Source organism: Pseudomonas sp. GM80, assembly GCF_000282515.1.
Lineage (GTDB): Bacteria > Pseudomonadota > Gammaproteobacteria > Pseudomonadales > Pseudomonadaceae > Aquipseudomonas.
The window spans coordinates 21,074-40,738 of the sequence record NZ_AKJD01000109.1; the positions used below are offsets into that span (position 1 = coordinate 21,074).

At 59.8% G+C, this 19,665-nt stretch carries 19 protein-coding genes; 14 read left to right on the top strand and 5 right to left on the bottom strand.

Translation table 11 applies throughout. From position 1 onward, the window contains the following. The first annotated feature begins 5 nt into the window (after window positions 1-5). Both rfbB and rfbA read left to right on the top strand, forming a co-directional pair. The gene (gene rfbB, locus PMI37_RS17930) at window positions 6-1,088 is read left to right on the top strand and encodes a dTDP-glucose 4,6-dehydratase (protein WP_008083351.1); all 1,083 of its coding nucleotides are present in this window, start codon (window positions 6-8) and stop codon (window positions 1,086-1,088) included. Between the two features lie 62 nt (window positions 1,089-1,150). Further along, complete coding sequence (gene rfbA, locus PMI37_RS17935; RefSeq protein ID WP_008083352.1) at window positions 1,151-2,074, top strand: glucose-1-phosphate thymidylyltransferase RfbA; 924 nt, start codon at window positions 1,151-1,153, stop codon at window positions 2,072-2,074. A gap of 91 nt (window positions 2,075-2,165) precedes the next feature. Here the strand turns inward: rfbA and PMI37_RS17940 are convergent, their stop codons facing one another. Beyond that, a complete protein-coding gene (locus PMI37_RS17940) occupies window positions 2,166-3,311 on the bottom strand; it encodes an LLM class flavin-dependent oxidoreductase (protein ID WP_008083353.1) in 1,146 nt (381 codons plus the stop codon). 156 nt (window positions 3,312-3,467) lie between these two features. Here PMI37_RS17940 and PMI37_RS17945 point away from each other — a divergent pair, with 156 nt between their 5' ends. The 7 genes from PMI37_RS17945 to PMI37_RS17975 all read left to right on the top strand — a co-directional run bounded on the left by PMI37_RS17945 (window position 3,468) and on the right by PMI37_RS17975 (window position 12,634). After that, on the top strand, window positions 3,468-4,343 hold the full coding sequence (locus PMI37_RS17945; protein WP_008083354.1) for an NAD(P)-dependent oxidoreductase: 876 nt from the start codon (window positions 3,468-3,470) through the stop codon (window positions 4,341-4,343). A gap of 229 nt (window positions 4,344-4,572) precedes the next feature. Then, a complete protein-coding gene (locus tag PMI37_RS17950) occupies window positions 4,573-5,730 on the top strand; it encodes an oxidoreductase (protein WP_008083356.1) in 1,158 nt (385 codons plus the stop codon). 135 nt (window positions 5,731-5,865) lie between these two features. Continuing rightward, window positions 5,866-6,966 carry an efflux RND transporter periplasmic adaptor subunit gene (locus PMI37_RS17955; RefSeq protein ID WP_008083357.1) on the top strand — a complete coding sequence of 367 codons (1,101 nt, stop codon included), beginning with the start codon at window positions 5,866-5,868 and terminating at the stop codon, window positions 6,964-6,966. Beyond that, the gene (locus tag PMI37_RS17960; RefSeq protein WP_008083358.1) at window positions 6,963-10,040 is read left to right on the top strand and encodes a MexW/MexI family multidrug efflux RND transporter permease subunit; all 3,078 of its coding nucleotides are present in this window, start codon (window positions 6,963-6,965) and stop codon (window positions 10,038-10,040) included. Before PMI37_RS17955 ends, PMI37_RS17960 begins: the two co-directional genes overlap by 4 nt. Before the next feature lie 10 nt (window positions 10,041-10,050). Further along, complete coding sequence (locus tag PMI37_RS17965; protein WP_008083359.1) at window positions 10,051-11,502, top strand: efflux transporter outer membrane subunit; 1,452 nt, start codon at window positions 10,051-10,053, stop codon at window positions 11,500-11,502. Between the two features lie 128 nt (window positions 11,503-11,630). Beyond that, on the top strand, window positions 11,631-11,996 hold the full coding sequence (locus tag PMI37_RS17970; protein ID WP_008083365.1) for an ArsR/SmtB family transcription factor: 366 nt from the start codon (window positions 11,631-11,633) through the stop codon (window positions 11,994-11,996). A 77-nt stretch (window positions 11,997-12,073) separates the two neighbouring features. After that, on the top strand, window positions 12,074-12,634 hold the full coding sequence (locus PMI37_RS17975; RefSeq protein WP_008083382.1) for a chorismate--pyruvate lyase family protein: 561 nt from the start codon (window positions 12,074-12,076) through the stop codon (window positions 12,632-12,634). Window positions 12,635-12,667: 33 nt separating this feature from the next. On the opposite strand, the gene PMI37_RS17980 is transcribed toward PMI37_RS17975, so the two are convergent. The 3 genes from PMI37_RS17980 to PMI37_RS17990 form a co-directional block, all read right to left on the bottom strand. Further along, window positions 12,668-12,943, bottom strand: a complete 276-nt coding sequence (locus tag PMI37_RS17980; RefSeq protein WP_008083384.1) for a LysR family transcriptional regulator — start codon at window positions 12,941-12,943, stop codon at window positions 12,668-12,670. Window positions 12,944-13,009: 66 nt separating this feature from the next. Beyond that, entirely contained in the window at window positions 13,010-13,516 is a 507-nt protein-coding gene (locus tag PMI37_RS17985) for a flavin reductase (protein ID WP_045123182.1), read from the bottom strand. Window positions 13,517-13,711: 195 nt separating this feature from the next. After that, entirely contained in the window at window positions 13,712-14,593 is an 882-nt protein-coding gene (locus PMI37_RS17990; RefSeq protein WP_008083388.1) for a LysR substrate-binding domain-containing protein, read from the bottom strand. A 211-nt stretch (window positions 14,594-14,804) separates the two neighbouring features. Here PMI37_RS17990 and PMI37_RS17995 point away from each other — a divergent pair, with 211 nt between their 5' ends. After that, window positions 14,805-15,569, top strand: a complete 765-nt coding sequence (locus PMI37_RS17995) for a sulfite exporter TauE/SafE family protein (RefSeq protein ID WP_045123183.1) — start codon at window positions 14,805-14,807, stop codon at window positions 15,567-15,569. Here PMI37_RS17995 and PMI37_RS18000 read toward each other — a convergent pair. Then, complete coding sequence (locus tag PMI37_RS18000; protein ID WP_008083390.1) at window positions 15,559-15,873, bottom strand: putative quinol monooxygenase; 315 nt, start codon at window positions 15,871-15,873, stop codon at window positions 15,559-15,561. The genes PMI37_RS17995 and PMI37_RS18000 overlap by 11 nt on opposite strands. Before the next feature lie 185 nt (window positions 15,874-16,058). On the opposite strand from PMI37_RS18000, the gene PMI37_RS18005 reads away from it, so the two are divergent. The 4 genes from PMI37_RS18005 to PMI37_RS18020 all read left to right on the top strand — a co-directional run bounded on the left by PMI37_RS18005 (window position 16,059) and on the right by PMI37_RS18020 (window position 19,648). Then, entirely contained in the window at window positions 16,059-16,649 is a 591-nt protein-coding gene (locus PMI37_RS18005; protein WP_008083391.1) for an NAD(P)H-dependent oxidoreductase, read from the top strand. 332 nt (window positions 16,650-16,981) lie between these two features. Next, on the top strand, window positions 16,982-17,893 hold the full coding sequence (locus PMI37_RS18010) for a LysR family transcriptional regulator (protein WP_008083392.1): 912 nt from the start codon (window positions 16,982-16,984) through the stop codon (window positions 17,891-17,893). A gap of 103 nt (window positions 17,894-17,996) precedes the next feature. Next, window positions 17,997-18,890, top strand: coding sequence for an NAD-dependent epimerase/dehydratase family protein (locus PMI37_RS18015; RefSeq protein ID WP_008083393.1), 894 nt, complete (start codon window positions 17,997-17,999; stop codon window positions 18,888-18,890). Window positions 18,891-18,979: 89 nt separating this feature from the next. Next, a complete protein-coding gene (locus PMI37_RS18020) occupies window positions 18,980-19,648 on the top strand; it encodes a Fic/DOC family protein (protein ID WP_238552715.1) in 669 nt (222 codons plus the stop codon). The last annotated feature ends 17 nt before the right edge of the window (window positions 19,649-19,665 follow it).

Here is a 19,665-nt window from a genome sequence, read left to right on the forward strand (position 1 = left end):
CGCTGATGAAAATTTTAGTGACAGGGGGCGCGGGCTTTATCGGCTCGGCAGTGGTGCGGTTTCTGCTCAATGAAACCGAGTGCGAAGTGATCAATGTCGACAAACTGACCTACGCCGGCAATCTGGAGTCGCTGGCTGAAATCGCGGACTCGCCGCGTTACCGTTTCTGCCAGGTGGACATCTGCGACAAGCCGGCGCTGGACGAACTCTTCGCGCGTCTGCAACCGGACGCGGTGATGCATCTGGCGGCCGAATCCCATGTGGATCGTTCGATCGATGGCCCTCAAGCCTTCATCGAAACCAACATCGTCGGCACTTACACCCTGCTCGAAGCCGCGCGCGGCTATTGGAACCGTCTGGACGCTGCGCGTCAGCAGGCGTTCCGCTTCCACCATATTTCCACCGACGAGGTGTACGGCGATCTGGAGCCTGACGATCCGGCGTTTACCGAAACCACCGCCTATGCGCCGAGCTCACCTTACTCGGCGACCAAGGCCGGTTCGGATCATCTGGTGCGCGCCTGGCATCGCACGTTCGGGCTGCCGGTGGTGATGAGCAATTGCTCGAACAATTACGGGCCGTACCACTTCCCGGAAAAACTCATTCCGCACGTCATTCTCAATGCACTGCAAGGCAAGCCGCTGCCGGTGTACGGCGACGGTGCGCAGATCCGCGACTGGCTGTTTGTCGAAGATCACGCCCGGGCGCTTTACGCGGTGGTCAGCAACGGTGAAGTGGGGCAGACCTACAACATCGGTGGCCACAACGAAAAAACCAACCTTGAAGTGGTGCACACCGTGTGCGATCTGCTTGAGGCGCGGGGTGCGCAGAAACCGGCCGGGGTCGCGCATTTCCGCGACCTGATCACCTTCGTCAAGGATCGTCCGGGCCACGACAAACGTTATGCCGTCGATGCCGGCAAGATCCACGCGCAGTTGGGCTGGACGCCGCAGGAAACCTTCGACAGCGGCATGAAAAAAACCGTCGACTGGTACCTCGACAATCGCGCCTGGTGGATTCGTGTGATCTCCGGCGCCTACGCCCTCGAACGTCTCGGCGACCAGTTGCAAGAAGCCCACGTGGATTGACATCACCCCCCGTCAATGACGCCGGTTGGCGTCAGTCATCTATTGCTGAAAAGGAAACAGGCATGGCCAAGTACAAGGGAATTCTGTTGGCGGGCGGCGCTGGCTCGCGGTTGCATCCAATCACTTTGGGCGTCTCCAAGCAGTCGCTGCCGGTGTATGACAAACCGATGATCTACTACCCGCTGTCGGTGCTGATGCTGGCGGAAATTCGCGAGATCCTGATCATCTCCACTCCCGAAGATCTGCCGGGCTTTCAGCGCATGCTCGGCGACGGCAGCCAATTGGGCCTGAGCCTGAGTTACGCCGTGCAACCGAGCCCGGACGGCCTCGCCCAGGCGTTCATCATCGGTCGCGAATTTGTCGGCGATGACAACGTCTGCCTGGTGCTCGGCGACAATATTTTCTACGGCGCCGGCTTCGGTGAAACGCTGTTGCAGGCTGCGACCCGCGAAGAGGGCGCGACCGTGTTCGGCTACTACGTGGCGGACCCGGAACGCTTCGGCGTGGTGGAGTTCGACGCCAGCGGCAAGGCCCTGAGCATCTGTGAAAAACCGAGTGAGCCGAAGTCCAACTTCGCCGTTACCGGCCTGTATTTCTACGACAACGAAGTGCTGCGCATTGCCGCCGAGATCCAGCCGTCGCCGCGCGGCGAACTGGAAATTACCGACGTCAACAATGTCTATCTGCAACGTGGGCAATTGAACGTGTCGGTGATGGGCCGCGGCATGGCCTGGCTGGACACGGGAACGCACGATGCGCTGATGGAGGCGGGCAATTTCGTCCAGGCCATCGAGAAACGTCAGGGCCTGAAAATCGCCTGCCTCGAAGAGATTGCCTACAACAAGGGCTGGATCGATGACGCGCAGTTGCTGGTGCTGGCGGGGAGCATGAGCAAGACCGGTTACGGTCAGTATCTGGCACGACTGATCAACGATGACGTGCTGACGGTGCTGGATGCCCAGCGTTCGCTGAAGGGCGCGGCCTGACTGTCCGGGCATTTCAGTGCGCGGGCCAAGCGCTCGGCAGGGTCAACACCCCGCACGAGCGCACTGGCGAGCAAGCTCGCTCTCTGCGGTTTTAGTGGCCGGTTACGCTGTCCGCTTGTGGCGTTTTAGCGTTCGGGTGTGAGTCGGCTGGCGGCATCTGCAGCGATTGCAGATGTGCCAGGCGATTGGCGTGAGTCGGTGCTTCGGCGGCCAGCGGCGAGCGGCGTTTGCGGGTTTCTTCACGCAGCACCGGCAGCACTTCCTTGCCGAACATGTCGAGCTGTTCCAGCACGGTTTTCAACGGAATGCCGCCATGGTCGAACAGGAAGAGCTGGCGCTGATAGTCGCCGAAGTACTCGCGGAAGGTCAGCGTCTTGTCGATGATTTCCTGCGGGCTGCCAACGGCCAGCGGGGTCATCTCCATGAACTCTTCCAGGGATGGACCGTGGCCATACACCGGCGCATTGTCGAAGTAGGGACGGAACTCGCGGCGGGCATCCTGGGAATTGCGGCGCATGAAAATGTGCCCGCCAAGGCCGACGATGGCTTGCTCCGGCGTGCCATGGCCGTAATGGGCAAAACGCGCCCGATAGAATTCGACCAGGGCCATGAAATGCTCGCGCGGCCAGAGGATGTGACTGGCGAAAAAGCCGTCACCGTAATACGCCGCTTGTTCAGCGATTTCCGGGGTGCGGATCGAGCCATGCCAGACGAAGGGCGGCAGGTCGTCCAGCGGCCGCGGAATGGAGGTGAAGTTGTTCAACGGGGTACGAAAACGACCGCTCCAGTTAATGTCTTCTTCGCGCCAGAGCCGATGCAGCAGGCGATAGTTTTCCATCGCCAGCGGCAGCCCGTCGGTGATGTTTTTGCCGAACCACGGATAGACCGGTGCGGTGTTGCCGCGCCCAAGCATCAAGTCCATGCGCCCGCCGCAGAGGTTTTGCAGCAGCGAATATTCTTCAGCCAGGCGCACCGGGTCGTTGGTGCTGATGAGGGTAGTGGACGTCGACAGAATGATGCGTTGGGTTTTCGCGGCGATGTAGGCCAGCAGCGTGGTGGGAGAGGAGGTGATGAATGGTGGATTGTGATGCTCGCCGGTAGCGAACACATCCAGCCCGATGTCTTCGGCTTTCTGCGCAATTTGCAGGGTGGCCTGGATGCGTTCCGATTCGCTGGGGGTACGGGCGTTGGTAGGGTCTTGTGTGACGTCGCCAACGGTGTAGATCCCGAATTGCATAAAGCCTCCTTGCCTTGGGTAAAGGGTATGTTTGAAACCCTGCCGCGAAGGTTAAATCGTCGCGGCACTTGAAATGTACGCCTGTACACGTACAATCGCAATTGTGCATCATCGTTCGAACGGATTTCGACCACCTCATCTAGACGGGAGCGCGACATGGAACTGGGATTTATCGGCTTGGGCACGATGGGCGCACCGATGGTGCTGAACCTGCTGAAGGCTGGGCATCAGGTGCGTGTGTGGAATCGCTCGGCGGCGCCGTTGCAGGCGCTGGTCAATGCCGGTGCCGAAGCCGTCGACAGCCCGGCGCTCGCGGCTCGCGCCGAGGTGCTGATTTCGATGCTGGGCGACGATGCGGCGATTCGTGCGGTGTTTCTGGATGCCCACGCCATCGACGGTCTGGCGCCCGGCAGCGTTCACGTCAACATGTCCACGGTGTCTGTCGCCCTCGCCCGGGAAATGGCGGCCCTGCACAAGGTGCGCGGTGTGGCTTATGTGTCGGCACCGGTGCTGGGGCGTGTGGATGTCGCGGCCGCCGGCAATCTGAATATCCTCGCCTCAGGCGATGCCGAGGCGCTGGCGCGGGTGCAGCCACTGTTCGATGTGCTGGGGCGCAAGACCTGGCCATTCGGCGAAGACGCAGAACGCGCCTGCGTAGCCAAACTCTCGGCCAATCTGATGATTGCCGCAGCGATTGAATCAACCGCCGAGGCGTCGACCCTGGCCAACGGCTACGGCATCAGTCGCGCGGATTTCATCGAGATGATCACCTCGACCCTGTTCGCCGTGCCGGTGTATCAGGGCTACGGAAAACTGATGGTCGACAAACAATTCGAGCCCGCCGGGTTCAAGCTGTCGCTGGGGCTCAAGGATGTCCGCCTGGCGCTGGAGGCCGGCGAAGCTGCGCACGTGCCGCTGCCGTTTGCCAGTGTGTTGAAGGACAACTTGCTCGATGGCATGGCCCACGGTCAGGCCGACCAGGACTGGGCGTCACTTTCGCAGGTCAGTGACCGACGCGCTGGCTCAAAGTAATCATGCGGTAGGGCAAGCCGTAACTTCAGTGCAAGTTCGGTGGGCACTTTGCGCCTTGAGTATTAGTTTGAGTGTTAGTTGTCTTTTTCTGAAATATGCAAGAAGTCTGATAATAACGCTTGTCAATGTACGACTGTAGACGTACATTTTTGCCGGGGTTTAACAACAATAAAAGTTCTGTCTGTTTTTTCATCTGCTGACCCTCAATAAATAATAGCTAGGAGCCGTTATGAAGAATCTAATGCAATGGAACAGCCTTCCCTCCGAATCCAATGAATGGCTCGAGAAGGTGCGTGCACTGAACCCGCTGATCGTTCAGCACCGAGATTACAGCGAGCAGACGAACGCGACGCACAAGGACGTGATGTCTCAATTTTTCAAGGATGGTTTTGGCCGCACTTCAGTGTCCAGGGCATTCGGCGGATCCCAGGTCGACATTCAGACCACCTCGGCGCTGTTGCTGGAATTTGCCCGGCATGACGCTTCGCTGTCCTGGCAGCTGGCCGTGCAGGTGGCCATGGGCCGACTCTCCGATTACTTGCCGGAAAGCACCTCCGAAGCGATCTACAACCACTGCGATGGTTTTGTGATCGGCGCCATTCACTCCGGTGGCGAAGCGCTGCCGATGGGCGACGATTACCTGCTCAGCGGCCGTTGGGCGTTCGCCAGCGGTTCGGCGCATGCCGACTGGCTGGTCTGCACTGCAACCGTCAAAGGCACGGAAAACAACACCACACCCGAAGTGCGGATGTTCTTTGTGCCGGCCAGCCAGTGCAAGATCCTGCCGACCTGGGACACCCTTGGCATGCGCGGCACCGGCAGCCATCACTTCGAATGTTCGCAGGTGCTGGTCAACAAGGCCTTCTCCCTGAACACCGAAAGCCTCAAGCAATCGCCCGAAGCGCGCAGCTCGCGTGCCTATGCCACCGGTTACTACGAGTTCGGTACGCTGGCAGCGATGTCCACCGTGCTGGGCGTTGCCCGCGCGGCGGTCGACCACTTCCGCAACGACCGCGCCGTCAACTCCGATCCAGGCCTTGAAGGGGTAATTTTCGAAAAAACCGGCCGGGCGATCTCTTCGGTGCACACCGCCCAGTTGCTGCTCGAAGACGCGATTCACCAAGTGATCAATCGCGGTGAAACCTTCGGTGAACCGGTCAGTGCGCGCGTCGGCCTGGCGGCGTCAGTGCTCACCGAAAACTCGGTGAACGCGGTCAATCAGATCTTTTCGATGGCCGGTTCGAAGGCGGTTTACAAGTCGCACTTTCTGGAACGTTGCTTCCGCGATATTCATACCGGTTCGAAGCACTTCACCTTGTCGCCTTTGAACTTGCACGGTATCGGTAAATATTATCTGGATAAAACCAATGCGCTGGCAGCGGCTTGACAGATAACTAACAAAACAGGCGCGTTACACGTGAATTGCCACAGGGATATATAGCGCGCCTGTTTTGTGCAACAGCCTTTATTTTCTTAATAACTGAACTTTTGTGCTCGCAATAAAGAGTCAAGGGAGTGCCATATGCTTGCCCGAAATATCATTAAATCGCTGGTTTTTCTTCTCCTCGTACTGATCTTTTCCGCTGTGCTCGGCTGGCGCTTCTGGGCGCCACCGCAAGCCGCTGCCGACCAGCGCATCCCGAGTACGCGGGTCGGTCTGGCCGTGGCCAAAAAACAACCGTACACCTACTACCTTGAAGCGATCGGCAAACTGGAAGCGCAGCGCCAGGTGCTGGTCTCGGCCGAAGTCAGCGGCAAAGTGGTCGACATCGATTTCGAGTCCGGCGATCAAGTGGCGGCGGGGCAGGTGTTGCTCAAGCTCAACGACGCGCCGGAGCAGGGTGAACTGGTGCGCCTCAAAGGCGAGTTCGAATCGGCCAAGGCGCAATTTGCCCGGGTTCAGGAACTGGCCAAAAGCGGTGCAGAAAGCCGCCGCGCCTTCGACAGCGCCCGAGCGCAATACGACGCGGCCAAAGGCGATATGGAACGCATGCAGGCGCAGATCGCCCAGCGTCATATCCGTGCGCCATTTGCCGGCACCCTCGGTATTCGCCAGGCGCACCTCGGCCAATATCTGCAGGCTGGCAGCGCTGTGGCAACCCTGACGGATCCCGGCGTGCTGCGGGTCAATTTCACCCTCGCCGAGCGCGATGGCTCGCGGGTGCAACTGGGCCAGACCGTGCAGGCCAAGGTCGATGCCTGGGCGGATCAGACGTTTGCCGGGAAGATCGTTGCGGTCGACCCACAGATCAACCAATCCCACACCATCAATGTGCAAGCGGTCATCACCGATACCAAAAAACTCCTGCGCCCAGGCATGTATGCGCGGGTCTCGGTGACGTTGCCGCAGACCGCCGAATTGCTCATCCCGGAAACCGCCATCACCTACAACGCCTACGGCGAGAGTGTGTTCTCGGTCTACACCGACGAAGCCGGTGTGCAGAAGGTCAAGCGTGAAAGCATCAAGGTCGGCGAGCGCCGCGACGGTTGGGCCGTGGTCGACAAGGGCCTGGACGACGGTGCGCAGGTGGTGACTTCGGGTCAATTGAAACTGCATGACGGCGTGGCCGTGGAAGGTATCCCGGACACCATTGCTCTCAAACTCAGCGGGCTGGAAAAATGAATTTCACCGACCTCTTTCTTCGCCGGCCGGTGCTGGCCGTGGTGGTCAGCACGTTGATTCTGTTGTTCGGTGTCCGGGCGCTGATGAACCTGCCGATCCGCCAGTATCCGATGCTGGAAACGTCGACCATCACGGTCACCACCCAGTACCCGGGCGCCTCGTCCGAACTGATGCAAGGCTTCGTCACTCAGCCGATCAGTCAGGCGGTGGCCTCGGTCGAAGGGATCGATTATCTGTCTTCGGCTTCGACCCAGGGGCGCAGCCAGGTAACGATCCGCATGGCGCTCAACAGTGATTCCATCGCGGCGCTGACCGAGGTCATGGCCAAGGTCAACCAGATCAAATATCGCTTGCCCAAGGATGCCTACGACCCGGTGGTGGAACGCACCTCGGGCGGTTTCACCAGCGTGGCTTACGTGGCGTTTGCCAGTTCCAACCTGACCATTCCGGAAATGTCGGACTACATTTCCCGCGTCGTCGAACCGATGTTCGCCGGCATCGAAGGCGTGGCGAAGATCAACATCATGGGCGAGCAGAAACTCTCCATGCGCCTGTGGCTCGACCCGCAACGCCTGGCCGGCTACGGCATGACCGGCCAGGACGTTTCGACCGCCATCGAGGGCAACAACTTCCAGGCCGCACCCGGCCAGGTCAAAGGTTTGTATGTGGTCAGCAACCTGCGGGTCAACACGGACCTGAACAGCGTGGAAGACTTCCGCGACATGGTGCTGCGCAACGATAACGGCCACATCATTCGTGTGCGCGATGTCGGCACGGTCGAGCTGAATGCGGCGTCCACCGATACCAGCGGCGCGATGAGCGATGTGCCGGCGCTGTTCCTCGGCCTCGACGCGGCGCCGACCGGCAACCCGCTGGTGATCGTCAAGCGTGTGCGCGAATTGCTGCCACAAATTCAGGAAACCCTGCCACCGGGCGTGACCGTACAGATTCCTTTCGAAGTGGCGCACTTCATTCAGTCGTCGATCGATGAGGTGTCTTACACCCTGCTCGAAGCGCTGGTGATCGTGGTGCTGGTGATCTACCTCTGCCTGGGCACGTTCCGCACGGTATTGATTCCGTTGGTGACGATTCCGCTGTCGATGCTCGGCGCGGCGATGCTCATGCAGATGTTCGGCTTCAGTCTCAATTTGTTGACCCTGCTCGCCATGGTCCTGGCCATCGGGCTGGTGGTGGACGACGCCATCGTCGTGGTGGAGAACGTCCACCGGCATATCGAGGAGGGCAAGACTCCGTTTGATGCGGCGTTGATCGGTGCGCGGGAAGTGGCCGGGCCGGTGGTGGCGATGACCTTCACGCTGGCGGCGGTGTATGCCCCGATCGGCTTGATGGGCGGCCTGACCGGCACGCTGTTCAAAGAGTTCGCGTTGACCCTGGCCGGCGCCGTGGTGATTTCCGGCATCGTCGCGCTGACCTTGTCGCCGATCATGAGTACGCGTTTGCTGGATGCGAAAACCAGTGAAGGGTTCATGGCGGTCAAGGCCGATCGCTTCTTCCAGAATCTGGCTCGCCGTTACGGCGCGTTGCTCGGCGGTTCGCTGGCGAAGCGCTGGATCAGTCTGACCGTGGCGCTGGTGATCTTCTTCAGCCTGCCGTTCCTCTATCGCTCGGCGCAGACCGAACTGGCACCGCTGGAAGACCAGAACATTCTGCTGACTGCGATCAAGGCGCCGCAGCACGCCAACCTCAATTACCTCGAAGCGTACGCGCACAAACTCTACGAGACCTTCAACGAAATTCCCGAGGGTTACAGCAACTGGGTGGCCAACGGCACTGACGGTCTGTCCAACAGCGTCGGCGGGATCAACCTGGTCGATTGGGAAAAACGTGGCCGCGATGCCAATACCATTCAGCCGGACTTGCAGGCCCGGGTGAACCAGATCGAAGGCACGAGCATTTTCGTCTTCCAGATGCCGCCTCTGCCGGGCTCCACCGGTGGCTTGCCGGTGCAGATGGTGATTCGCAGCGATCAGGAATACCTGGCGCTGTTCAACGTGATGGATCAGCTCAAGCAAGCGGCGCAGGCCAGCGGTCTGTTCGCGGTGGTCGACAGTGATCTGGACTTCAACAATCCCGTGGTGGAGATTCAGGTCGATCGCGCCAAGGCGAACGCCTTGGGCATTCGCATGCAGGACATTGGCGAGACGCTGAACAGTCTGATCGGCGAAAAGTACGTCAACCGGTTCTCCTTCCACGGGCGTTCGTATGACGTGATTCCACAGTCGATCTCTTCGGACCGCCTGACCCCGGAAACCCTCAAGCTCTACTACGTCAAGGATCAGAAGGGCAATCCGGTGCCGTTGTCGACGCTGGCCACCCTCAGCGTCAAGGTCGAACCGAACCGCCTGACCCAGTTCAACCAACAGAACTCTGCGACGTTCCAGGCCATTCCGGCACCGGGCGTGACGTTGGGTGCTGCGGTGGAGTTCCTGCAAAAACAATCGGAAAGTTTCCCCGCCGGTTTCAGTTTCGACTGGCAGTCCGACGCGCGCCAATACGTGCAGGAAGGCAACAGCCTGGCGTTCACCTTCGGTCTGGCCCTGGTGATCATCTACCTGGTGCTGAGCGTGCAATACGAGAGCTTCCGCGATCCGTTCATCATCCTGATCAGCGTGCCGCTGTCGATCTGTGGCGCATTGGTGCCGCTGGCGCTGGGCATGACTTCGATGAACATTTACACGCAGATCGGTTTGATCACGCTGATCGGCTTGATCAGCAAGCACGGGATTCTGATGGTCGCGTTTGCCAACGAACTGCAACGCAAGCAGGGCATGGACCGCGTGCAAGCCATTCAGCACGCCGCGCAAGTACGCCTGCGGCCAATCCTGATGACCACCGCGGCGATGGTGGTCGGTCTGGCGCCGTTGTTGTTCGCCAGTGGTGCCGGCGCCAACAGCCGTTTCGGCCTGGGCCTGGTGATTGTGGTGGGGATGCTCATCGGTACGTTGTTCACCCTGTTCATTCTGCCGTCGGTCTACACCCTGCTGAGTTCGATCAAGCAGCCGGCCCGCGTCACTGAAGCCGCCATGGCCGGTGCGCCGCAACCCACCTTGTGAGGACGTTTTCATGTATCGGATTACACGCTTCATGCTGGCGCCCCTGGCCGTTTCCATCCTGTTGTCGGCAGGCTGTGTGAACTACGCCGGGATCAATCACCAGGGCAAATTGTTGTCGCTTGGCGAGGCGTACTCCGACAGCCTCAAGGACACCCTGCCGCCGGCCGCATGGCCGCGCAGCGATTGGTGGGCGACGCTGGGCGATCCACGCCTCGGCGCGCTGATCGAGGAGGCCTATGCCAGCAACCCGGACCTACAGGAAGTCACGGCGCGGGTGGCCAAGGCCAATGCCTTTCTCGACTTGCGCGACGCCGAGCGCTACCCGCAAATGGACGCGGCGGCCGGAGTCACTCGTGGTCGCCTGTCGAAGTTCGAGGACTACAGCGGCGAGGGGCACCAGTACTTCACCGCGCGCAATCTGGCGGTCAATTTCAACTACACCTTCGACCTCTGGGGCGGCCAGCGTGCCGCCTGGGAGTCGGCGCTCAACGGCGCGATGGCGGCCGAAGTCGATCTGCAATCGTCGCGCCTGATTCTGACGGTCAACGTGGTCAAGGCCTACAACCAGTTGGCTTACGCCTGGCAGGTTTCGGAGCTCAATCGCCGCGACCTGGAGCGCCTGAGCAAACTGGTCGAGCTGACCGATTCACGCTACGGCTCGGGGCTGGATAACCTGTCGCAACTCAAGCAGGTACAGAGCCTCAAGGCGCGTTCGGAGTCGACGCTGATCGGCGCCAACGAGGACATCGAAATCGCTCGCTTGCAGTTGTCGGCGCTGATCGGCAAAGGCGTTGATCGTGCGCACACCATCGAGCGTCCGGCGAGTCTGCAAGCCAGCGTCGTGGCGTTGCCCGCGCAATTGCCGGCGCAACTGCTCGGACGCCGTCCGGACATCGTGGCGGCGCGCTGGCGCGTCGAAGCCGAGAACAAAAACATCGAAGCGGTGAAGACCACGTTCTACCCCAACATCAACCTGGTGGCTGCGGCGGGTTCGCACGCGCTGACGGGGGACGCGCTGTTCGCCGGGGTCAGCAAGTTCTGGAACGTTGCGCCGACCGTGACGCTGCCGATCTTCGATGCCGGGCGCCTGCGCTCCGACCTAAAGGCTGGCAATGCGCAGCTGGACAGTTCGATCGCGCAGTACAACCGCGTGCTCAGTTCGGCCCTGCACGAAGTGGCGATTTCGGTGACGCAACTGCGCTCTTTCGAGCAGCAGATTGTCGTGCAGCGCGATGCCTGCACGATTGCCCAGTCGTCTTACGATCTGTCGCAGTCGCGCTACAAGGCCGGGGAGGACACGTTCCTCGATGCGCTAAACATCGAGCAACAATTGATTCAGGACGAAATGCGTCTGGCGTTCCTCAACAGCAAGCACATCGACAGCTCGATTTCGTTGATGGCAGCGCTGGGCGGCGGGTTCCAGGAGCAACCGTTGCAGGCGGCGCAGAGCGCCGGGCTGTAGTGACAGACGTGGCGTAGCCAGCGGGACGGCTGTCGCCGGGAGGGGCTTGTTGTGTATAGTCTTACTGTTCTCGTATAGACGAATTCAAGCAAGTTTTCTCCCGCCTATATCATCAAAGGTACCTACCTATGAACGTCCCGAATCACCCCAATCAGGACCAGATCCTTTTGGAGAATGTTCTGTCCGCATTGGGCAGTCCGTTGCGTCTGACTGTCTTGAAAGTCTTGGCCGATGGCCAGGAACATCCTTGCGGCCGGATCCTCAAGGGCGCCTCGAAGTCGACCATGACTCACCACTGGCGGGTCCTGCGTGACAGCGGTCTGATTTGGCAACGGCCGTACGGTCGGGAAAACCTGCTGTCGCTGCGTCGCGAAGACATGGACCTGCGGTTTCCCGGCTTGCTTGATTCGCTGCTCACGGCGGTCAAGTTCGACGAGCAGACCGTCGATGTCATCAGCAAGCACGAAGTGACCGAAGACAGCAGTACGCAATGACCACGACGTTACGCTGAAGGCCTTGTTCTTCAGCGCCAGCAATACAATGACGATCAACAGGGAGGTTGAGTGCGGGTATGGATACGAGTCATTACTGGTCGTCACGACCACTGGCGCAATTGAGCGGTGCGGAACAGCACTGGCTGTTTTTGCCGGGAGCGCTGACGCCGCGTCTGAAAGCCATGGGCGCCTATTCGATCGAAGTCGTCGAGCAGTTCCAGGGCGCGCTCAACCCGGATGAGGCGCAAGCCTTGAACGTCCCCGCGGCCAGCACGGGCTGGGTGCGTGAAGTGGTGATGAAACTCGATGGCGAGGCGTGCGTGACCGCGCGCAGCCTGACCAGCATGCCGGCATTGCACAGCGACTGGTCGGAGTTGAACAACTACGGCGGACGACCATTGGCGGAGATTCTCTACACGTCGGAGCAGACCCTGCGCGAGCCGTTTCAGTGCGCCGTGTTAGCCCCCGGCGCGCCGCTGACGGCACTCTCCCATCGCTTCGCACCGCAGGCCAAACGCCTGCTGGCGCGGCGCTCGCGTTTCACCCGCAATGGCTCGCCGCTGTTGGTCAGTGAATGTTTTTTGCCCGCGTTCTGGGCGCGGGTCGAGTACGCCTCGGGCCTGAAATCCGCCTCATGAGTTGAAGCCTTGCGGGAGCCAGCTCCCGCAAGTTCAGAGCCGAATCACCGCTTCGATCTGGCTGATCGCCGGCGTCAATGCCTGCGCCAGTTGCTGGGCTTTGCAGGTGGGGTGCATGGTTCTCGACGAGCGCAGAAACAGCGGGTCATCAAAGCGCTTGCGCAACCGCGCGAGCGACCCGCTGATGGCCGGTTGTTTGACGTTCAGCCGCTCGGCCGTGCGCGATACGCTGCGTTCGCGAAACAACACCAGAAAGATGATGATCAGGTTCAGGTCGATATCCGCGAAGTTGTCTTCATTGAATAGCATGGTCACTTCCCTGTTTAGACCTGGAGGCCGGCGTGCAGACTGCCGCACGCCGGCCTCCAGGGATAATCACTGATCCGGGGCCAGGCGCAACTCGTCGTTCAGACGGTAGTAATTGCGATTGAAATAGACGAGGCCTTCCGTGGCTTCGCTGTGCTGCAGTTCGAGGATTTCACAGTAAAAGATGCTGTGAGTGCCGACCTCGTCGATCTTCGCGACGCGGCAGTCAAGGCTGACCAACGCCTCGGCGATAACCGGCGAACCGGTCACCAGGGTCTGGCAGTTCACGCTGGAAAAGCGCTCCTGCATGGTCAACTGTCGGTTGGCGAACGCCCCGGACGTCGACTGATGCCCACCGGTCAAGACGTTCACACACAGCACACCGTTGGTTTTGAAATGCTCGTGATTGGACGACGAGCGATTGACACACACCAGCAGCGTTGGCGGCGAATCCGTCACGCTGCACACCGCCGAAGCGGTAAACCCGAAACGCCCGGCAGGGCCATCGGTTGTGACGATGGTGACGGCACTCCCCAGCATCGCCATTGCATTACGAAACTCCGTTGAATCAACCACAGCGTCACCTCATTCCATGTAGGTCATTGGGAGCCGATCCGTTCTTCCTTGTCCGTTGTCGTTGTGCGAAAACGGTATCGGGCAACACGTTCGCTCTGCCGATATAGTACGTATGTATACGTACCTTGCAAGCTATTCCTTGTGCTTATTTTGCAGAAAAATATGCCAGCCTGATCGGTCGCCAATGCTCTGTTCTCAAGTGTCAGACAAGGCCTGCAGCAGGGACTTGGCATACGCCGGCAACGTGTCGAATTCGCGGGCGCACAGCAGCAGTTTTCGTCGCGCCCACGGCTCGTTCAGCGCCAGGCTTTTCAACGATTGCGAGGGCGCGCGCTCGATGGCTGCCAGGGGCACGATGGCAATGCCTGCGCCCATCGCAACCATGCGCAGCACGCCATCAAAACCGTCGGCGCGGATGCGAATCTGCATCCGTACGCCGGCGTGCAGCGCTTGCTCTTCCAGGTACACCGCCAGTGCGCTGTCGGCGCGCAGCCCGACGAAGTCGTGGCGCAAGGTGTCGCTGAAACTGACTTCGCTTGATCCGGACAAAGGATGATCGCAGGGCAGGATCAGCACCAGTGGATCGTCGCGAAATGGTCGGGTCTGCAAATCGGTGGTGTCGACCGCGTCGGAAACGATGCCGATGTCCGCCGCGCCCTGGCGCAATGCGTGGGTAATGCGCGCGCTGGGCAGCTCCTGCAGATCGATGTCGAGATTGCGATGGTGTTGCAGGAATTCGGCGAGCACTTCCGGCAAGTATTCAGTGATCGCTGTGGTGTTGCACAGCAGGCGCACCTGGCCTTTGACACCTTGCGCGTAATCCGCCAGATCCTGCTGCATGCGTTCGGCCTGTTGCAGGAGCACGCGAGCATGTTGCGCCAGCGCGGTGCCGGCGGGTGTGGGGGTGACACCGCGACGGCCACGCTGGAGAAAATCAACGCCCAGCGAGGCTTCCATCGCACGGATTCTGGCGCTGGCGGCGGCGAGGGAAAGATGGCTGCGAGCGGCGCCGGCGGTGATGTTGCCGGTGTCGAGGATGTGCAGGTAGAGGCGCAGGTCGGTGAGGTCGAAGTGCATGTCGGCAGCCGGTTTTGTGGTGATTATGCCGGCCTCATCGCTGGCAAGCCAGCTCCCACAGGTTCAGCGTTGATCACAAGTTTTGTGCACGACACAAAACACTGTGGGAGCTGGCTTGCCAGCGATGAGGTCTTCAGCCTCTCGAAATTCCAGAGGCAGCCTCAGTATATGGCAGATTTTCACCCCGTCCCGACTGGCGCACAGTAACGCCATGAACACACTCGCAGACTTCTACCAGAATCTCGGCCTGACCCTGTCCTTGCTGGTCATCGCCACCTTCATTCTCGCCGGCCTGATCAAAGGCATCATCGGCCTCGGCCTGCCCACCGTCGCCATGGGTCTGCTCGGTCTGGCTATGGCACCCTCGCAGGCAGCCGCGCTGTTGATCATCCCGGCGACGCTGACCAACCTCTGGCAACTGGCATTCGGCGGACATCTGCAAGGCCTGATCAAACGCCTTTGGCCGATGTTGCTGATGATCTTCCTCGGCACCGGCATCGGCACCTTGTGGATCGGCATGGCCGGCGGACATTGGGTGGTGCGCGGACTCGGCGCGGCGTTGTTGCTGTATGCGCTGAGCGGCTTGTTGCTGCCGACGCTCAGCGTAAACCCCCGCCATGAAGGCTGGCTTGGCCCGGTCTGCGGTTTGATCACCGGCATCATCACCTCCGCCACCGGCGTGTTCGTGATTCCGGCGGTGCCCTATCTGCAGGCGCTGGGTTTGAGCCGTGACGAACTGGTGCAGGCGCTTGGCCTGTCGTTCACCGTCTCGACCCTGGCGCTGGCCGGCGGCTTGCTCTGGCGTGGCGCACTCGGCGGCGGTGAATTGAGCGCTTCGTTGCTGGCGCTGATTCCGGCGGTGCTGGGCATGTTGCTCGGCCAATGGCTGCGGCAACGCATCAGCGCTGTGTTGTTCAAGCGGGTGTTCTTCATTGGACTGGGCGCGCTCGGCGCCCATTTGTTGATCAGCGCTTAGCCGAGGCTGCGCTGAGCATGTCGATCGGGCGGATATCGAAATCGCGCTCCAGATAGTCCATACGCTCGGCGAAAAATGCCTTCATGTGCGGCAGGTTCGAGTGCACATCCAGGTGCGCCTGGCTCTCCCAGATCTCGTAAAAGATAAACAGCGACGGATCTTCCTTGTCGCGCAGCATGTGGTATTCGATGCAACCAGGCTCGGCGCGGCTTGGTTCAACATAGGCGCGAAACAGCGCCTCGAAGGCCGCGGATTTTTCCGGGCGGGTCTTGGCGTGCAGGATGAAACCCTGGCGTTCACTCATCTCAAATACCTCCTCAAATGCAGATGGCCGCGCATGCTATGGCAATAATCGGCATTCGATTCGTGCTTTTCAGTCAAATGTATTTTGCGTAATCACGGCTTATTCCGCGCGAGGCGGACGGTTAATCTGCCGCCATTCCAGTTTCTCTTCTCACCCCAGCCCAGTGGCTGCGCCGAGGTTTTGTCATGAAAAAAGTGCTGTTGCTCAATGGCGGTAAAAAATTCGCCCACTCCGACGGTCGCTACAACGCCACCCTGCACGAAGCTGCGCTGAGCGTGCTTGATCGTGGCGGGCTCGACGTTAAAACCACTTTCATCGACGAGGGTTACGACGTCGCGGAAGAAGTGGCCAAATTTCTCTGGGCCGACGTGATCATTTATCAGATGCCGGGCTGGTGGATGGGCGCACCGTGGACGGTGAAAAAGTACCTCGACGAAGTCTTCACCGAAGGCCACGGCAGCCTCTACGCCAGCGATGGCCGCACCCGTTCCGATGCGTCGCAGAAGTACGGCAGCGGCGGTCTGATTCAGGGCAAGCAATACATGCTGTCGCTGACCTGGAACGCACCGCAGCAAGCCTTCGATGACCCGACTGATTTCTTCGAGGCCAAAGGTGTTGATGCGGTGTACTTCCCGTTCCACAAGGCCAACGAATTTTTGGGCATGACCGCATTGCCGACGTTCTTGTGCGTGGACGTGATGAAACGCCCGAACATCGAGGGTGATGTGGCGCGTTATGAGCAGCATCTGACCGAGGTTTTTGGCCTTAAGGCTTGAGGCTGCCACCTGTGCCCAGGGGATTGATCTGGGGTTATGGGTTTTATTGTGGTGAAGAGATTTATTGTTGAGGGGATGTACCTGTGGTGGTGGGATTTATTGTTGAGGGGATTTATCTGTGGTGATGGGATTTATTGTGGCGAGGGGATTTATCCCCGATGGGTCGCGCAGCGGCCCCGCGCTTGATCCTGAAACAGAGCGGGCCTGCTGCGCAGTCCATCGGGGATAAATCCCCTCGCCACAAGTGGATCTCTGTGAACAGAAAATTCCCCACCCGCTCAAGCCATTCCTTCACCACAATACAGGGGTGATGACCATCCTAAGGGACACCCGTGAAAGCCAGATCCGATGAGTTGCAGATTTTCGTCTGCGTGATCGAGTGCGGTTCCATCTCCGCCGCTGCCGAGCAGGTCGGGCAAACGCCTTCGGCCGTCAGCCGCACGCTGTCGAAGCTGGAAGCCAAACTCGACACCACGCTGATCAACCGCACCACGCGGCGCATGGATCTGACCGAGGAGGGCAAATACTTCTTCGAACACGCCAAGCTGATTCTCGATCAGATGGATCAACTCGAAGAACGCCTGTCCTCGCGCCAGCAAACCCCGTCCGGGCGCCTGCGCATCAACGCCGCGTCGCCATTCATGCTCCACGCGGTTGTCCCCTACATCGACGAGTTTCGCCAGCTCTACCCGGACATCCAGCTCGAACTCAACAGCAATGACCTGATCATTGACCTGCTGGAACAAAGCACCGACATCGCCATCCGCATTGGCACCCTCGCCGATTCGACGCTGCACGCGCGTTCGCTCGGTTGCAGTCCGCTGCTGATCGTCGCCAGCCCTGCGTATCTGGAAAAACACGGCGCGCCACAGCAAGTCGCCGATCTGAGCGAGCACACCTTGCTCGGCTTCACTCAGAACGAAGGCCTCAACCAATGGCCGCTGCGCTACGTGCACGGCGATCGCTGGCCGATCACCCCGGCGATCAGCGCCTCCAGCGGCGAGACCGTGCGGCATCTGGCGCTGGAAGGGCAGGGCATCGCTTGCCTGTCGCACTTCATGACCATCGACGACATCCGTGCCGGCCGTTTGAAAGTCCTGCTCGGCGAATTCAACAGCGGTTATCGCCAGCCGATCAACGCGGTGTACTACCGTAACTCGCAATTGGCGTTGCGCATTCAGTGCTTCCTCGACTTTATCCAGAGCAAACTCGCCGCCTACGCCAGCGCCGATTTCAAGGGCTGATTCGTGACCTCTGCGCAAGAGTGAATTGGCCGAGGGCGGGTTTTTCCCCCGGGCTCACGGGCCGATACTCGTCCCATCACTTATTCACGCAGGGAGTTACTCCATGAACGTATTCGTCACCGGCGCTGCCGGTTTTATCGGCGGCTCGATCGCTACCGGTCTGGTTCAGGCCGGGCATAACGTCACCGGTCTGGTGCGCAGCACCGAACAGGCTGCTGAGCTGAAAGCACTCGGCATTACCCCGGTCATCGGCACGCTGGATGACAAAGCACTGCTCGCCGAACAGGCCAGCGCCGCTGACGCCGTTATCAACGCCGCCAGCAGCGACCATCGCGGTGCCGTCGAAGCCTTGCTCGATGCTTTGCGCGGTACCAACAAAGTCTTTCTGCACACCAGCGGTTCGAGCATCGTCGGTGACGCGTCGGGCGGTAAATCCAGCGACGTCATCTACTTTGAAGAGAACCTGCCGGAGCCGACCGTCGACAAGGCCGCACGCGTGGCCATCGACAACCTGATCCTCGCCGCGGCAAAGGATGGCGTGAATTCCGCCGTCATCTGCAACACGCTGATCTACGGCCACAGCCTGGGCGTCAATCGTAACAGCGTGCAATTGCCGCGACTGCTCAAACAGGCGCGCAAAAGCGGCGTGGTGCGCCACGTCGGCACAGGCCAGAACATCTGGTCCAACGTGCACATCGAAGACGTCGTCGCCCTCTACCTGCTGGCACTGACCAAAAACGTTCCGGGCACGTTCTGCTTCGTCGAAAGCGGCGAAGCGTCGTTCATCGACATGACCACTGCCATGGCCCAAGCGCTGAACCTGGGCCAACCGCAAGACTGGCCATTGAAAGACGCCGAAGCCGAGTGGGGCTACGAAATGGCCAACTACGGCCTCGGCTCCAACAGCCGAGTGCGCGGCAAACATGCGCGCGAACTGCTGGGCTGGGCGCCGAAACGCACGTCAGTGGTTGAATGGATTCGTAACGAAATGGTGTGATGGGTGTTTGAGCCCCGCCGGGCTTTGCTATCACCCTTCAGAACGGCTGCCATCGGGCAGCCGTTTTCGTTTCAGGCTTTGCGCTTGTATTGCGCCAGACCTATGGTGCTCTGAACATCGCCAATTCAGCAGGTACAGGGATGATTAACCGTTACGACGCAGAAGGGGCACAGAGCACTTTTCAGCCTGGCTCGAATGAGCAAGTGCTGAGCAATAAGCTGGGAATTACCGATCCTGAAGACATGGACGATGCAGAGCTGGTTTTGTTGGAAAAGCTTTACCAATCGGTACTCATCGAGCATTTACCTGATCGACCACTGACAGTTCAGGATTTAAAAGATTGGCATCGACAATGGCTCGGGAACATCTATCCATGGGCTGGCGATGTCCGTGCGGTAAATTTGGGCAAGGATGGATTTTTCTTCGCCGCTGCGCCGCAGATCCCTCGGTTGCTCGATGGATTTGAAAGGGACTGTCTTGCCAAATACACACCGTGCAGGCCCGAACTGGACGAGAACCTGATTCGCGCCATCGCTGTAACGCACGTGGAGTTCATCCTTATTCATCCCTTTCGCGAAGGTAATGGACGCTTGTCGCGATTATTGGCGGACGTCATGGCCGTGCAGGCGGGCTACGTGCCGCTGGATTACAGCAGTTGGGAACGAAACAAAGAGGCTTATTTTGCAGCGATCAGTCAGGGGCTGAACTGCAACTACGAACCCATGGAGTATTGGGTTCGGCAGGCATTGTGGACTTGAAGTCGACGCTACTTGGC